This is a genomic window from Thomasclavelia saccharogumia DSM 17460, from assembly GCF_000686665.1.
GTDB lineage: Bacteria > Bacillota_I > Bacilli_A > Erysipelotrichales > Coprobacillaceae > Thomasclavelia > Thomasclavelia saccharogumia.
This window is the reverse complement of the sequence record NZ_JMLH01000059.1, coordinates 1-17,161: the sequence shown is the minus strand read 5'-3', so window position 1 is coordinate 17,161 and position 17,161 is coordinate 1. Positions and strand designations below refer to the sequence as shown.

Here is a 17,161-nt window from a genome sequence, read left to right as displayed (position 1 = left end):
GCTGCTCATTTTTGAGAACCTCCTGACAATAGAGATCATAGAAATCCATATTTTTTTCTGACATATATATCACCTCTAAGATGATTAAACCATAATCAGAAAGAATGGTCAATGGCATGAAAAAGTGAATAACTTTTTTACTGGTCATCTGATATAAAAAGTAAAAAGAGATGATAAAGGTATAGAAAAAAAGCGTATAGGCATACAGCTGTGATAATAATCAATAAACCACACAAAAAAGAACTGTCATGATAAACAGCTCTTATATCGTCATTATTGAGTATTTTACTTTTTAAAATTTGTGAATAACTTTTTTCTTATACTGTGAATAGTAACCTATTTTTAAATTTTAACAGGAACTTGCAGTCTTAAATACATATTTCGTTTTTTATCGTTAAATATCAAGATATCATTTAAACTTTCGCATAAATAATCCCCGATTATTGTATAATTTTTAGCTTCTATTTCGTCAAATAATTTGCAGGCATATTCTTTTTCGTTAGCAAAATCATCACAATATATGCATAAATACATATTTGCAGGAATCGTTTCTTTTTTTAAAACTACTTTATTTTTATCATTAATAAAAACAAAAATTTCACTTGAAATAAATTCTCTTTTTTCAACATGTTCTTTTCTTAAAATCGTTCCTGGATTAAAGAAAATAGTTGGTGGCAAATTTTGTTTAATCAAATCATCTTTAAACTCTCTTAACAAACTTTCATAAACATCTAAATCATAATCATAGATATTAATTTTTTTATCTACGTAAAGCATCGTTCGTTTATTAATGAATTCTAAAGTTATCATCCCTGCTTTAGGCGCTGCTTTAAACAGTTCAAATGAATCGATCGTTCTTTGAATCGCTTCTTTTTGTTCCCTTAAATGCTCAATTTGTAAATCAATTTGGCCTTTGCTTTCTTCTAGTTTTTCCTGCAATAGCGATAGATCCTTATAATCAAAGACCTCTTTTATTTCTTTTAGGGTCATTCCTAAATTTTTTAAATACTGAATAATATCGAGTCTTGCTGATTGTCCAATATCATAAAGCCGATAACCATTTTTTTCATCAACACAAGCAGGTTTAAATAGCCCAATCTTATCATATAATCTTAATGTTTGTTCACTTACATTATTTAATTTTGCCATTTTACCAATTGTATAACGTTTCATTTATATCACCAAAAAGATTATACCAAGAATAAAGTTTCTTAGTAATCAAAATTATAATATTTGTTTATCTATATCGTCATAAAAGGAAATCATGTTGTTTCAAAAAAGTTAAAAATTTTTTTCTTTATTTTATAGGGCATTATGTTCAACAAGCAGTATATAAAATCACTTTTAATTATTCATTTACAAATATTGATTACATGATAGAATATAGTTAATTTAAGGAGAATCGTATGTTAATAAGTGTAAATAATTTATCTAAAACAAATGGAATTAAAAATATTGTTGATCGTGTATCATTTTCAATAGAAGAAACTGATAAAATTGCTTTGATTGGTATTAATGGTACTGGTAAAAGTACTTTATTAAAGATCATTGCCGGCATTGAAACTTATCAAGGTGACATTATTCAAAAAAAGAATCTACAAATATCATATCTGCCACAAAACCCTGATTTTAATCCCCATAATACCATTATTAAACAAGTCTATGAGATGATCGACCAAGATAAAGTCAATGAATATGAAGTTAAAGCAATTTTAAATAAATTAGATATTATTAATCATGATCAATTAATTAAAGAATTATCAGGCGGTCAACAAAAACGTGTTGCTCTAGCAATTACTTTATTAAAACCTTGTGACTTATTAATTCTTGATGAACCAACTAACCATTTAGATAATGAAATGATCGAATATTTAGAAAAATACTTGATCAAGTTTAACAAAGCTGTTTTTATGGTTACTCATGATCGTTATTTTTTAGAAAGAGTTACAAATAAAATCATGGAAATTGATCGCAGCAAGATATATGAATATGAAGCTAATTATTCTAAATTCTTAGATTTAAAAGCAAAACGCGAGGAAGAAGCCTTAGCTAGCGAACGGAAAAGAAAATTGTTTTTAAAGAAAGAACTTGAATGGGTGCGAGCTGGGGTTCAAGCTAGAACAACTAAAAGTAAAGAAAGATTACAACGCTTTGAGCAATTAAATAGTATTGCAGATATCCAAACGATAAATCAAGTTGAAATGATCAATACGGCTTCAAGACTTGGTAAAAAAACGATCGAGCTTAAAAATATCAGTATGCATTATGATAATTTAACTTTATTTAATAATTTTTCTTATTTATTTAAACGAACTGACAGAATTGGAATTTTAGGAGTTAATGGTTGTGGCAAAAGTACTTTACTAAAGATTATCGCAAAAGAATTAAATCCAAGTAATGGTGAAGTTATTTATGGTGATACGATCAAAATTGGTTACTTTAAACAAATGAGTAATGATCTTGATGAAAATATGCGGGTTATTGATTATATTAAACAAACGAGTAATGATTTAAAAACTTTAGAAGGAACTTTCAGTGCTAAACAAATGTGTGAACGTTTCTTATTTGATTCGAGTTTACAACATACATATATTTCTAGATTATCTGGTGGTGAAAAAAGGCGTTTGTATTTATTAAATATATTAATGCAGGCCCCAAATGTTTTATTATTTGATGAACCAACTAATGATTTAGATATTACAACGTTAGCAATCTTGGAAGATTATTTAGATAATTTTAATGGTATTGTGATCACGGTTTCTCATGATCGTTATTTTTTGGATCGTATTTGTGATGGTTTATTTGTTTTTAAAAACAAACAAATAACTTATTGTAATGGCGGTTATAGCAATTATGTTAATATTGATGATAAATCGCCTAAAGCTAAGGGGGATGGCGCTCTTAAATATAAAGAGCAAAAAAGATTACAAAAACAAAATCAAGTACGTTTATCTTCTAAAGAAAAACAAGAACTAGAATCAATGGAAAGTATTATTTTAGACTTAGAAGAACAAATCGAAATACTTAATGAACAAATGAATGAACATCAAAATGATTTTAAAAAACTAACTGCGTTATCTAATCAGCATAATCGTTTAACAGAACAATTAGAAAACAAAAATGAGCGCTGGTTAGAATTATTAGAAAAACAAGAGAAAAGTCAAAATTAAATATTTTAAAGGGAAGTCTAGCGCTTCCCTTATTAACTATATTTTTTTAATTTCCATTACTTCTAAATGCAAATCATAATCATTTAAATATAACCCTCGATCTTCATATTCAGCTTCACCGGTTTGATTATCGTAAGGATCCTGGCGAATAAAATTTTTAACAGGATATAAATCATATTGATATTCACTATTGGCAACCATTCTAAATGGATCTAAATGGCCAAAATAATACTGCCATCTTTCTTTATCACCATTACGATAAGCCGCTCCACCAAATGAACAATCAGCATACAGCCAGCCATATGGAGCCACATAGAATCGGGCCCAATCATGATTACCAATATCGTATGAAGTTACATAAAGACCTGCCTGCCACATTGCCGGAATACCCACATAACGGCATAAAGTGATAAATAATAGGGCCTGAACACCACAATCACCTTTACCGCCTAAAGCAGCATATTCGGGAATATTAGGAATTGTATAATAGTTGCGAACAAATGAATATGTAATATGGGTAGTAATATATTCATAAATCAATTTAGCTTTAATTAAATTATTGCTTTCATCTTTAATGATTTCTTTAGCCAATGATTTTAAATATGGTGTAAAAACAATATGTGGGGCTTGTTCATGTAAATAAAATTTTGGTCGATCATTTAAAACTTTTTGATAATCAAGTTCCTGATATTCAAGCACATTATCGTATTCATATTCAACATAAAATTCTTTAGTATCATCAATGTTTTCTTCAAAATAAATGGTTCTTTGAGGATGATCTTTTTCATTTAAAGAGCGATATTGGGGTGTTGTTTTTAATAGTTTAAAATTATTTATTTGACAATTTTCTAATGGTACAGGGAGATGAACCCTAATCGTTTTATTAGCCTCAATAGTCTTGATTTTCATTCCTGTCTTTAAATGGAAATGATAAGCTAATTTACCTTTTTCTTTTATTTCCTTTATTGTATCATTCAATAAAGCAAAATTAGTTTCACGGCTTTTTATCTTACTAGGATCTTTTAATCTTTTTACATAATCATTGCGAGTTTTGATTATATTATCAAAAAAATCACTTCTAAACTGTGCTTTCCCTTCAATAAAAATCCATTCAACTGCATTTTCATCCTGAAGCTGTTCTAATTCTTCATCTTTGAAATCAATAAAATTATCATGACATATTTTTAAAGCATCTTGATAAGATAAAGGATATTCCTTAGGCATTCTTTTAATTATTTCTTTTTCATGAAGTAATCTCTTTTTTAATGCTAAAGAGATATCTTTAGCAAGTTTTGCTTCAATAACTTTATTCATCCGTTTAAAACTGCCATGCCACTTTAATTTTAATAACTCTTCTGGCAAAGGGATCTGTAAATATTTTAAATCATTAAATTCATACTTTTCCATAATTTTCTCCTTTACATATACCAGGTAATTATATCATTAGCTCGTTTAAATCCTAATTTTTCATGAAATTTCATTGAAACTGTATTATCAAGCTCAACTTGCAAATATATTAGTTCATTTTTCTTTAACGCTTCATTGATCATATACGTTTCTAACATTCTTGCAATCCCCCTGCGACGATATTTCGCTATTACTTCAACAAAACCAATCGATCCTTCATCATGAATGCCCGCAAATCCAACTATTTTATCCTGATCAAAAGCACCGATAAAAACATTTGCCTGAATGCGGTTTTGCAAATATTTTTCATCGACTAAAGTTGAATAATTTTGCCTAATAAAATCATAATACTCCATCCCAATTTTTCTTATTTCTATTTGTGGAACTTTAACAATTTCAACATCATTTTTTAAATACCCATACTGATATGCCACAATTTTTTGATCAAGATCAAATTTCTCTTTGATAAGATCGTGGTAATGATCATTATGAACTGCCAGCATATTACAACTATCAAGATCGTTCAATAATTGATATCCCAAATCAGAATCCTTAAGTGATAGCATATACATATCACCAAATTTTAACATTATTCCTTCATTACCAAAATAAATGATCTTAGCACCGTGATCAATAGCATAAATTAAATCAAGATTATTAAGATAATCTTGATTTAAAAATTCTAGAATTTCTCTTTTCATTTAACTTTCTTTTCAAAAAAGCAGGTCAATACCTGCTAAAATTTTAAGAATCGTCTGATAGAAACAAAACTTCCAATCAATCCAACTCCAGCTCCTAAAAGTGCTAAAACTAATGAGAAATCACGGATAAACGGCATTGGCTCTTTCAATGCTAACATTGCTGACATGAACACTCCACCAGTATAATCATAAATCATTCCATAACCATACACTAAAACGATGATCGGAATAATCGATCCAAACAAACCAATCAGCATTCCCTCTAACATAAATGGAATTCGAATATACCAGTTACTAGCTCCAACCATTCGCATGATACTGATTTCCGTTTGACGAGCTGTAATCGTAATTTTGATCGTATTAGCAATCATAAATAATGCTACTATTGCTAAGGCAACAATAAAAATCGTTCCCCCTGTTTGAATCGTTTGTAATGTTTTTACCATATCCTGTGTCGATTCACCACCATAATTAACTGTGCTGACTCCAGAAATATCTCTAATTTTTTTAGAAATACTAGCTAATTTTGAAGCATCTTTAGCTTCAACTTCATAAGCTGAACCAAGCGGGTTATCTTCTCTAAATGATTCAAATAATTGTGCTCCATCTTCACCTTGTTTTTCAATCAATTTATCTAATTCTTGATCTTTAGTAAAAAAAGTGACTGATTTAACATCTTTAATAGCCTTTATTTCCTCACCTACCGCCTGTTCAGCAGTACTGTCAATATCACGGTCTAATTTAACATAAATTCTTACTCCCTCTTCAATATTCAAACTCATATCTTGAATATTTAAAGCCAGTACTCCAATTACCCCAATTAATACTAAAGTAATTGTAACTGCAAATATTGATGAAAATGACATTACACCATTTCGCCAAATATTTTGTAAAGCTGTTTTAAAATGCTTAGGGAGGTTTCTAATACAACTAATTAATTCATTCATTAGATTTCATAACCTCCTAAACTAGTATCAGCATTGACACACCCATCTTCAATTAAAATAGTTCTTTTTTTGTGTTCCTGAACGATTTTACTATCATGAGTAACTACTAAAACCGTAGTGTGCTGCTGTTCATTGATTCTTTCTAATAAATTAATAATCTCTTTTGAAGTTTCCGGATCAAGATTACCAGTTGGTTCATCTGCAATCAATACTTTCGGTTTATTAACGATTGCTCTAGCAATTGCTACTCTTTGCTGCTGCCCTCCTGATAATTCATGGGGAAAAGCATTGACTTTATCTTCAAGTCCAACTAACTCTAGAGTAGCTCTAACACGACGACGAATTTCAACTCGAGGTGTGTCAATTACTTCTAAAGCGAAAGCAACATTTTCAAAAACTGTCTTTTTAGGCAATAATCTAAAATTTTGGAATACAACTCCAATATTACGACGAAAATACGGTACCTTGCGATTCTTTATTTTTGAAACATCGCGTCCTACAACTTCTACCTTACCAGATGTTGCTTTTTCTTCACGATACAACAATTTTATAAAAGTTGATTTTCCAGCACCAGTAGTTCCGATAACATACACAAATTCACCTGGTTCAATCGTAAGATTCATATTATTTAATGCTCTTACACCAGTCTTATATATCTTTGTTACATTAGTAAGTTTTATCATATATTTTGCCGTTTTTTTTCGACTGTCTCCTTTCTTTCTATGATCTGTTTTGAAGTATCTTATACTTCGAGACTCATTATAGCACATTTTGACGAATAAGGGGACAATTAGTATTATTATCTCGATAATTTTATGGTACAATAGAAATTAAAGAGGTGACAGTATGAAAAAAAAGTGTTCTATTTGTCAAACTGAATTAAATACAAACTGCTATGTAAAGGATAATGGTACCGCAGCTTTAAGTTATTTAGAATTAATTATAAAAAATGATAATTTAAAGAAAAAAAATTATGAACTTAAATGTCGTTACTGTCCTAATTGTGGGCATGTTGAATTTTATATTGATTTAAATAAATAATTTTTAACAGCAGGAGTATAGAAGTTTGCAAATAAATATCATGACTAAAAATTTTATGTAAAAATGATAATCTAAGATGAAATAAAATTATAAAGTTTTTGATTATCAAAAAAATGGGATCTGTTTCGATCCCAATTTTTTTATTATCCAGCACTTATTTTATAAATCAACTGACGGTAAAGTAAAACCACGTCCTTTAACACTATGTGTTTCATTACTAATAATAAAAGCAGTTGGATCAATATCTAAAACCATCTTATTTAAAAGGTGTAATTCTCGTTTAGAAACAACAGACATAACAGCATATTGATTCTTTTGATAATATCCCGTAGTGATATTTAATAATGTACAACCACGATTTATATCGTCAAATACAACTTTACGAATTTCTTGCCATTTTGGAGAAATCACTGTTACTTGAACTTTTGTTTCACCAAGCATGATCACTTTATCCATTACAATCGTTGTAATAATAACAACTGTAATTCCATATAAAACTTGTTCAATTGAAATAGGACAAAAAATAACCTGAAGCAACAAAATAACACAGTCAAAAATATTAATTAACCAAGCTATTGAAATTCCCGTTTTTTTATTAATAATTAATGGCGGGATGTCCATTCCACCCGTACTAGCCCCAACTCTTAATACTAATCCTAAGCCCAAGCCAATACAAAGACCAGCATATAAAGTTGAAAGTAAAGCATCATTAGTAATAGTAGTTAATTTGGAAACATTTTCTAATATCGCTAAAAAAGTCGGATATAAAATAGTACTTAATAATGTACCTGCTGCAAATTTCTTACCTATATATATATAACCAACGATAAACATTATGATATTTATTATATAAACTGTATAAGAAATATTTATCCCTGTTAATGACCTTATCGCAATTCCTATCCCTGAAGCACCACCTGTAATCAAGCCGGCAGGAGTAATAAAGGCACAAATTCCTAACGCTAAAATAAAATTACCAATAATAATTATTATTGTCTCATAAATACTTTTTTTCATTTTAACTCATTATGAAGTGATTTAAACTAATAATTCACAATAATTTTTATTCAACCATAAACTTCAAAATAACCATTTTTTTGCTTTGAAGCCTAAACCCACTTCTATCTCCTTTCGTCTAATTTTTTATCCGACAAATGTATTTTCATATAATCGCACTCATTAATTCTTATAATACTTTTATTAAGCTTTTTTACTAATATTGCAATATAAATCTAATACTCAAAATTCAGATTAAGATTATAAGATCACTAATAATCTTATAATAATTAAAAACTTATCACATATTACTTTTGATAATACCTTTTAAATAAGCATAAACAAATCCATCAAGATCACCATCTAAAACTGCTTTAGGATTATTTGACTCATAATTACTCCGATTATCTTTCACCAAAGAATAAGGATGTAAAATATAAGAACGTATTTGTGAACCCCAGGCTATTTCTTTTTGTTCACCTTTTATCTCTTGTAATTCACTAGCTTGTTTTTCTAGCATCAATTGATAAAGTTTGCTTTTAAGCATGATCATAGCTTGTTCACGATTTTGCAGCTGACTGCGTTGACTCTGGCAAGTAACGATCGTATTTGTAGGCAGGTGCGTAATTCTAACTGCAGAATCGGTCTTATTTATATGTTGACCTCCGGCACCACTTGCACGATAAGTATCTATTTTTAAATCCTCATTTCTTATATTAATTTCAATCTCATTATTAAATTCAGGAATAACGTCAACTGACGCAAATGATGTATGACGTCGTTTCGCTGAATCAAAAGGAGATAAGCGTACTAAACGATGTACTCCTTTTTCAGCTTTTAAGTGTCCATAAACATTATTTCCTTTTACTAGCATAGTAACCGATTTGATGCCAGCTACATCACCATCAAGATAATCAAGCACTTCGACCTTCCAATCTTTTCTTTGAGCATAGCGCTGATACATTCTAAACAGCATTTCTGCCCAATCTTGACTCTCTGTTCCCCCAGCACCAGGGTGAATTTCGACAATTGCATTTAAATTATCATGTTCACCCGATAATAACAATATTTTTTCAAATTCATCTAAATCTTTTTCAAATAACAAATAATCACTTTCAAGAATTTCTTTAAATTCTAAATCTTCAGTACTCTTTACTAATTCATAAGTTTCATCAAGATTTTTTAACATTGTATTTAATGTATCATATTGATCAACAATTTTTTTCATTTGGTTTAACTTATCATACGTAATCTTAGCTTTATCAGCATCATCCCAAAATCCCTCTTGTTCAGTAATAACTGTAAGTCCTTCTATTTCTCTACGGTAGCTTTCAATATCAATTGAATGATAAAATTCATCTATTAATAAATGGGCTTTAGAAAGCCCATTTTTAATTTCATATAATTCCATTATTTAAAAGTAAGTTCCATTTTTAAATGTGGAATAGCTTGTTCTACTTCACTACCTGGACGAACACCCATATGAACAATATTACGAGAAATAGTATCAGCAATGCTAGCAGTCATTTGTTCAAACATATAGAATGCTTCTTCTGTATATTCAGCTAATGGATCTTTTTGAGCATAAGCACGTAAATAAATACCATTACGCAATTTTGTCATTGCATCAATATGATTGATCCAAGTATAATCGATTACACCTAAAAGGATACTTCTTTCATAACGTAATCTTTTTTCAGGTTCTAATTCTTTATTGTAACGATTATTGTATTGATTAAATACCAAATCAGTAAGAGTATCAATTAATTTTTGAGGTTCATGCACTAATGCTTCACAATTATTTGCCTGCACTTCTACCAATAACATATAGTTTTTCGCAACAAATTCTACAACGCCTTCAACATCGATTACATCATGTTTACCATCATTTTTAGTAAACTGTTTTACTGTCATTTCAATAGCCTGGTTAAACATTCCTTTAATAATATCATCCAGTTTTTCTTCTGACATAATATCATCACGTTCTTTATACATGATTTCACGCTGCTGACGCATTACATCATCATATTCCAAAATATGTTTACGAGAATCAAAGTTTTGTCCTTCAACCCGCTTTTGAGCTCCTTCAATTGCTTTAGTAACAACTTTATTTTCAATTGCTTGATCATCTTCTAAATATTCAGTAAATGATTTCAATCTTTCACCAGCAAAACGTTCCATTAAATCATCTTCAAAAGAAACATAGAAAACAGAATATCCAGGATCTCCTTGACGTCCAGAACGACCTCTTAACTGATTATCAATACGTCTAGATTCATGACGCTCAGAACCAATAACTGCTAAACCACCAATTTCAGCAACTCCTTCACCTAACTTAATGTCAGTACCACGTCCAGCCATGTTGGTTGCAATCGTAACTGCACCACGCTGTCCAGCTCTTTCAATGATTTCAGCTTCCTTAGCATGATTTTTAGCATTTAAGACATTATGTTTAATTTTTCGACGATCTAACATTTTAGATAATACTTCTGATGTTTCTACAGATACCGTACCAATTAAGATTGGCTGCCCATAAGAATTACGAGCAACAACTTCATCACATAAAGCTTTAAATTTATTAACTCTTGTTGAATAGATCTTATCATTACGATCATCTCGAATTACCGGTCTATTTGTAGGAATCTCAATTACTCGCATATTATAAATCAATCTAAATTCTTCTTCTTCAGTTTTAGCAGTACCTGTCATTCCAGATAATTTATTAAATAATCTAAAGAAATTTTGATAAGTAATAGTAGCCCGCGTTTCTGTTTCTTCTTTGATTGGTACACCTTCTTTAGCTTCGATTGCTTGATGTAAACCATCAGAATAAGCACGTCCAGGCATAACACGACCAGTAAATTGATCGATGATCATAATTTTAGCATTTCTAATATCACGACTACCATCTTCTGTTGCAATCATATATTCAACATCACGAGTCATCGTATAATTTGCTTTTAAAGCCTGATTGATATGATGAACTAATGATGTATGCTGTGGATCATATAAATTTGCAATCTTAAATCCTCTTTCAGCTTTAGCAATACCTTCAGCAGTTAAAGCAACTGTTTTACTTTCAATATCGACTTCATAATCAACATCAGCTTTTAAAGATTTAACAAAACGGTCTGCCTGCATATATAAAGCCGCTGTATTTTTACGCCCTCCAGAAATAATCAATGGTGTTCTTGATTCGTCGATCAAAATAGAATCGACCTCATCGATCAAAGCATAATTCAATCCTTTAACTAATACTTTATCTTCTAACTTAGTTACCATATTATCTCTTAGATAATCAAATCCTAATTCAGCATTAGTTGTATAAGTGACATCACAGCCATGGGCTTCTTGCTTTTGGGCAGGTGTAAGCTCACGTTTATTTAAACCAACTGTAAGTCCTAAAAAATTAAAAACTTGCCCATTATTTTCAGCATCACGACCAGCTAGATAATCATTAACAGTAACAACATGCACTCCATTACCTGTTAAAGCATTTAAATAAACAGGGAAAATTGATGTTAAGGTTTTACCTTCACCAGTTTTCATTTCAGCGATATCACCTTCATGTAAAGTAATACCACCCATCAGCTGAACCTTAAATGCTTTTAATCCTAATTTACGATATGCAGCTTCTCTTACTGTAGCAAAAGCATCAATAATAATATCATCCAAGGTTTTTCCATTAGCTAAAGCTTCTTTAAATTCATTTGTTTTATTTGCTAGTTCTTCATCTGACATAGCTTGATATTTTGATTCTAATGCTATGATTTCATCAGCCATCTTACTTAATTTTTTTAGTTGTTTATTTTCATCATCAAAGATTCCTTTAAGACGTCCAACTAAACTTTTTTTAGTTGAATGTGGCGTCGTACTAAATGGAATAACATCACCATTATAGATACCTTTAAAATCTTCAACTTTAATATCTTCACCAGTTTGGTCTTGTAAATCCACAATATTATTTACTGCTTCAGGATTAAGACCTTCTTTTTCATTTCTCTTTTTTATTTCTTTTCTAATTTCTTCTTTTCTACTTGCCATGAAATACGCTCCTCTTTTATAGCTTTAGTCTATCGTATTATAACATTTTATAGCTGTATTTAAAAGTATAAATTATTTGAGTTTTATTTTCATTTTCACTTTTTTTGATCATTTTAAAAATATTGTCTTTTTTATGTTCCTAACTGCTAATTTGATCAATCATATTTCCATCCAAAATCAGCCTTTAAATTAAATAACCGATCATAACAAAAAAACAGAGAAATTTCTCTGTTTCTAGATTTTAACAACATGTTTAGCCTGCATTCCACGTTCACTTTGATAAAGATCAAATTCAACTAATTCACCTTCATTTAAAGTCTTATATCCATCTTGTTCAATTTGACTATAATGAACAAAAACATCTTTGCCTTCACCACGATCAATGAATCCAAAACCTTTTTCTGCGTTAAACCATTTTACTTTTCCTTGCATTTAATTCACCCCTTTAACAATGGTCAATGCTAGTATATTATATCTTTTTTTAAATATAAATTTTTTTCACTCGACAAATTTTGCCTTCTTAAAATTCATGTCAAAATTTATCAAAACTTTTGTAACAATTTGTAAATTCTTTGATTATCAAGCCTTTTTTTAGCATTTTTTAAATAAACAAATTTGAGATTTTAATAAGAAAAATATATCACCAATTTGAGACAAAAATAGAGCTAATATGAGTTACAATATAGATGGGTGATAAAAGATGATCTGTCCACGATGCAAGAATCAAGATCCACAATATTTTTATACTTTTAATAACATAACTTATTGTCGTAAATGTATTAAGATCGGCTTAACTAACGATACTGTACAAGATATCAAGACAAAGCCTAGTTTACCTGTCGATTTTCAATTAAATTACCAATTAACATCTCTCCAACAAGAATTATCAAATAAATTATTACTCCGTTATCAAAACCATTTAAATACTAATCTTAAAGCTGTATGTGGAGCTGGTAAAACGGAAATAACTTATGAGGTAATCAAATACGCATTGAACATGGGGCATAATGTTTGTTTTACAACACCTAGAAAAGAATTGGTTATTGAATTGACAAAACGATTTCAAAATCAATTTTTAAATATTTCAATAACCTCTGTTTACGGTGGCAATACAGCAGTAACTAATGGTCCTTTTATTATTTGTACAACCCATCAGCTTTATCGATACCCTCATTATTTCGACTTATTGATCTTAGATGAATTAGATGCTTTTCCATACGCTAATAATGAGACTCTACATAATATCCTTAAAAATAGCATTAGAGGAAATTACATTTATATGTCCGCTACTTTAACAAACGATCCCAACTTATTAATGACTAAACGCTATCATGGTCATCCTTTAGATATTCCTAAATGCTATATAACAGGTTCTTTACTAATGTATTTTATCGCTATCAAAAAAGCTTTATCATACAAAAAAGAAAAGAAACCAGTCTTAATTTTTGTTCCTACGGTAAAGCTGACTACTGTGGCCCATAAATATTTTAATTTATTTGGTATTAAGAATCATCCCGTTAGCTCTAAAAGTAAAAATATTCATTATTTTTTAAAAAAGCTAAAAAACGGTGAACTCGATGCCATTATCACGACTACGATTTTAGAAAGAGGTATAACAATCAGCAATGTCCAGGTAATTATACTGTATGGCAATAATCCTATATACGGATCTTCAACCCTGATTCAAATTTGTGGACGAGTAGGGCGAAATGCTAATTACCCTACAGGGTCAATTAGCATTTTTACCCCCTATAAGACTAAAGCTATTAAACAATGCATCAAAACTCTCAAAAAAGACAATGCTTGATCTGTTTTGAAGATTTAAATAAACAGCCTAGTCTATTTCATCTTTTTTATCAACCAACATTATGTTTAAAGTGTCTTAACAAGTTTGTTATTTATAATCAACACCATTTTTATCAAAATTATCCAATAACTATTTTATACTACTATAATGACTTCTTTAAAAAAACTTTATTTCAGTATAAGGGACAAGGTGATCATGCTTTAAAAGATGCCTTTTTTAACTCTTTTCCAGAGTTAAAGTATAAATACCGTAAGCATATGATCGTAGTTGTCCCTAGCAGTAAACAGGATAATTTAAAAAGAGGTTTTAATCCAAATGAGCTGCTCGTAAAAAATTTTAGTAATAATATTTTTACAGGTTTGTTTAAAACTACCGCTTACAAACAAACCCAGCAAACTGATCGTTCTCTTGTCAATAAGATTATTAAAATCGAAAATGGTGAAAGATTATGCAATCAAGATGTCGTAATTTTTGATGATGTAATTACCTCTGGTAATACTATCATGACTTGTGCAAAAATTATTGAATCTTACCAGCCTAAATCAATAACATTACTAGTTATGGCAAGTAACCAGCTAAATGAATTATTTAAATAAATACTTCACACACAAACCTCTAATTTGTTGATTCATTAGCTAAAAAACTAATCCAGGGCGTCTATAACGCCCTGGATTGTTATTCTTTTTGTTCTAATGCTTTTTTGTAGTTATCTAAATCCACTTTGATTTTTTTCAATGTATCAAAAACCCAATCAACACGATCATCAGGAATAGCAGCTTTATACAAATCTGCTAATTCGCGATGAAACTGTTCATGAATTTTAAGAGCTTCGTGCCCTTTTTCTGTTAATTTCAAATAAAAAACACGCTGATCTTTTTTGGAACGTTCTTTGATCAAAAATCCTTTTTCAATGATCTTTTTTACTGCTGTCGTTAAAGTTCCCATTGTGACATTTAATATTTTTGCAACATTAGTCATCGAAGGAAACTCTGCTTTATCAACTGCATCAATCACGTGGGTCTCACTCATTGATAATTCTTTAAACATACTCTTTCTAAGATATAATTCTTGAATTGCCATAGCTTCATTAAAAACGTCTACAACTGTTTCTATTGCATCTGATCGTTTATCCATTGTCATCACCTCCTTAATTGTACAATATTTTGTTGATAAATAAAACAAAATTTATTTTTATCTGAAAACAACTATGATTTTTTTATTTCATAGTTTATAATATCAATCGAAGTGAGGGGCGGATATGAGAAAAAACATTATTAATATTTTAAATGTAAAACAATTTAAATTAATTCTACTATTAGAAGGGGTGTTAGTAGGAGTACTGGGGGGATTGGTAATTGTAGGATATCGAATTTGTCTTAGTAATGGCGCAAATTGGTTAAAACAAATCTTGTTATACTGCAAGCAGTCTGTTTTCACGATCATTCTCTGGTTTGTTATTCTAATAATTATTGCTTATATTGTTTCAAAACTGCTAGATGCTGAACCTTTGATTTCTGGTAGTGGTATACCACAATTAGAAGGTGAATTAGCTGGTAAAATCGATGCTAAATGGTGGCGGGTCTTAATAAATAAATTTTTAGGGGGTTTTTTAACTAACTTTTGTGGTTTAGCATTAGGACGCGAGGGCCCTTCGATACAGCTTGGTGCTATGGTTGGAAAAGGAATTGGAAAAATACTAAAACGAGGTAAAACTGAAGAACGCTATTTACTTACATGTGGCGCAAGTGCAGGTTTAGCTGCTGCATTTCATGCTCCGCTAGCTGGAGTAATGTTTGCTTTAGAAGAAGTTCATAAGCATTTTTCAGCTCCTTTATTAATTTCTGTGATGGCTTCTTCAATTGCTGCCGATTATACAATGAGCAATATATTAGGAATGGATCCTGTTTTTTCTTTTAAAGTAGCTAAAGCGCTACCAACTAATTATTACTGGATGCTTCTAGTTTTAGGAGTGATTTTAGGTTTAGCGGGAGCTTTTTATAATAAAGCTTTATTGTATGTTCAAAGCCTTTATAATCGATTTGAAAATTTAAATACATTCCAGAAATTATTGATACCTTTTATAATTTCTGGAATTTTAGGATTTATAGTCCCACAGATCTTGGGAAGTGGTGATGTTCTAGTTGATCTCCTTACTGAAGGCAAATTGACAGCTTTAATGATTCTTTGCCTTCTTGCTGGCAAGTTTATTTTTGCCATAACCTGTTTTGGCTCTGGAGCACCAGGTGGAATATTCTTCCCTCTCCTTGTCATCGGTTGTTTGATTGGGGGATTATTTGGACATGGAGCAGTAAAATATTTAAATTTAGATACAGTTTATATCAACAATTTTATCTTATTAGCTATGGCGGGATATTTTACAGCTATAGTTAGAGCGCCGGTAACGGGAATTATCTTGATTTTTGAAATGACTGGCTCATTAAATCATCTACTTTCAATTACAACAGTAACGATTGTCTCATATATTGTTGCTGATTTAATGAAATCCAAACCAATTTATGAAAGTTTATTAGAAAATTTATTAAAAAAACGGAATCTACCTACACCTAAAGGTGTCGGAGAAAAAGTACTATTAGATTTTATGATCAATGTTGATTCACAGTTAGACAATCATTTAATCAAAGATATTGATTGGCCTAATCACTGTTTGATCGTTTCATTACGTCGTGATGGACAGGAGTTTATCCCCCATGGTGATACATATTTAAAAGCTAGTGATAATATTATTATTATGTGTGATAAAATTGATGAAAGTTATGTTTATGACATTGTTTCATCGCTTACAAGTGAAAAAATAAGTAACTAATATAAAAAATGGGATTTGATCTACTAATTTCAAATCCCATTTTTATCTAATTTTATAAATTATTACATAAAAATTTTCTAATTTCAATTATACTTTATTTTGAGTTTCGTTATTTTGCATGTTTTTCAAGTGCCTTTTTAAAAATGATTAATATTTATATCTAACTTCATGATTTTTCTCACCTGTTTTTTGTTTTTGTGTTATTTTTTTCAAGCTAAAAAAGT

General features: G+C 29.9%; 15 protein-coding genes. 5 read left to right on the top strand and 10 right to left on the bottom strand.

Features of this window, described 5'->3' with window-relative positions:
* Positions 1-342 precede the first annotated feature (342 nt).
* Positions 343-1,173: a MerR family transcriptional regulator gene (locus BR82_RS0111710; RefSeq protein WP_027090342.1), complete on the bottom strand. Its 831-nt coding sequence runs from the start codon at positions 1,171-1,173 to the stop codon at positions 343-345.
* Between the two features lie 233 nt (positions 1,174-1,406).
* Between BR82_RS0111710 and BR82_RS0111705 the strand changes: the two genes are divergently transcribed.
* The gene (locus BR82_RS0111705; RefSeq protein ID WP_027090341.1) at positions 1,407-3,170 is read left to right on the top strand and encodes an ABC-F family ATP-binding cassette domain-containing protein; all 1,764 of its coding nucleotides are present in this window, start codon (positions 1,407-1,409) and stop codon (positions 3,168-3,170) included.
* Positions 3,171-3,206: 36 nt separating this feature from the next.
* Here BR82_RS0111705 and BR82_RS0111700 read toward each other — a convergent pair whose 3' ends face one another.
* Genes BR82_RS0111700 through ftsE form a run of 4 tightly spaced genes read right to left on the bottom strand, consistent with a single transcriptional unit; the run spans position 3,207 to position 6,908 of the window.
* Positions 3,207-4,577, bottom strand: a complete 1,371-nt coding sequence (locus BR82_RS0111700; RefSeq protein ID WP_027090340.1) for a transglutaminase-like domain-containing protein — start codon at positions 4,575-4,577, stop codon at positions 3,207-3,209.
* A gap of 11 nt (positions 4,578-4,588) precedes the next feature.
* Positions 4,589-5,278 (bottom strand): GNAT family N-acetyltransferase, encoded by a 690-nt coding sequence (locus BR82_RS0111695; RefSeq protein ID WP_027090339.1) that lies wholly within the window; start codon positions 5,276-5,278, stop codon positions 4,589-4,591.
* Positions 5,279-5,313: 35 nt separating this feature from the next.
* Entirely contained in the window at positions 5,314-6,225 is a 912-nt protein-coding gene (gene ftsX, locus BR82_RS0111690) for a permease-like cell division protein FtsX (RefSeq protein WP_027090338.1), read from the bottom strand.
* On the bottom strand, positions 6,225-6,908 hold the full coding sequence (gene ftsE / locus BR82_RS0111685) for a cell division ATP-binding protein FtsE (protein ID WP_024722524.1): 684 nt from the start codon (positions 6,906-6,908) through the stop codon (positions 6,225-6,227). The genes ftsX and ftsE overlap by 1 nt, the downstream gene beginning before the upstream one ends.
* Positions 6,909-7,071: 163 nt before the next feature.
* Here ftsE and BR82_RS0111680 point away from each other — a divergent pair, with 163 nt between their 5' ends.
* A complete protein-coding gene (locus BR82_RS0111680; protein WP_027090337.1) occupies positions 7,072-7,266 on the top strand; it encodes a hypothetical protein in 195 nt (64 codons plus the stop codon).
* Positions 7,267-7,425: 159 nt separating this feature from the next.
* Here the strand turns inward: BR82_RS0111680 and BR82_RS0111675 are convergent, their stop codons facing one another.
* The 4 genes from BR82_RS0111675 to BR82_RS0111660 form a co-directional block, all read right to left on the bottom strand.
* Positions 7,426-8,283, bottom strand: a complete 858-nt coding sequence (locus BR82_RS0111675) for a YitT family protein (RefSeq protein ID WP_027090336.1) — start codon at positions 8,281-8,283, stop codon at positions 7,426-7,428.
* Positions 8,284-8,563: 280 nt separating this feature from the next.
* The gene (prfB, locus tag BR82_RS0111670) at positions 8,564-9,673 is read right to left on the bottom strand and encodes a peptide chain release factor 2 (protein ID WP_027090335.1); all 1,110 of its coding nucleotides are present in this window, start codon (positions 9,671-9,673) and stop codon (positions 8,564-8,566) included.
* On the bottom strand, positions 9,673-12,306 hold the full coding sequence (gene secA / locus BR82_RS0111665) for a preprotein translocase subunit SecA (protein WP_027090334.1): 2,634 nt from the start codon (positions 12,304-12,306) through the stop codon (positions 9,673-9,675). The genes prfB and secA overlap by 1 nt, the downstream gene beginning before the upstream one ends.
* A gap of 234 nt (positions 12,307-12,540) precedes the next feature.
* Complete coding sequence (locus BR82_RS0111660; RefSeq protein WP_004608921.1) at positions 12,541-12,738, bottom strand: cold-shock protein; 198 nt, start codon at positions 12,736-12,738, stop codon at positions 12,541-12,543.
* A gap of 268 nt (positions 12,739-13,006) precedes the next feature.
* Between BR82_RS0111660 and BR82_RS0111655 the strand changes: the two genes are divergently transcribed.
* Positions 13,007-14,113, top strand: coding sequence for a helicase-related protein (locus tag BR82_RS0111655; protein ID WP_027090333.1), 1,107 nt, complete (start codon positions 13,007-13,009; stop codon positions 14,111-14,113).
* Complete coding sequence (locus BR82_RS0111650) at positions 14,110-14,709, top strand: ComF family protein (protein WP_240474556.1); 600 nt, start codon at positions 14,110-14,112, stop codon at positions 14,707-14,709. Before BR82_RS0111655 ends, BR82_RS0111650 begins: the two co-directional genes overlap by 4 nt.
* Before the next feature lie 79 nt (positions 14,710-14,788).
* Here BR82_RS0111650 and BR82_RS0111645 read toward each other — a convergent pair whose 3' ends face one another.
* Positions 14,789-15,247 (bottom strand): MarR family winged helix-turn-helix transcriptional regulator, encoded by a 459-nt coding sequence (locus BR82_RS0111645; protein ID WP_027090331.1) that lies wholly within the window; start codon positions 15,245-15,247, stop codon positions 14,789-14,791.
* 124 nt (positions 15,248-15,371) lie between these two features.
* Between BR82_RS0111645 and BR82_RS0111640 the strand changes: the two genes are divergently transcribed.
* Positions 15,372-16,937 (top strand): ClC family H(+)/Cl(-) exchange transporter, encoded by a 1,566-nt coding sequence (locus BR82_RS0111640; RefSeq protein ID WP_027090330.1) that lies wholly within the window; start codon positions 15,372-15,374, stop codon positions 16,935-16,937.
* The last annotated feature ends 224 nt before the right edge of the window (positions 16,938-17,161 follow it).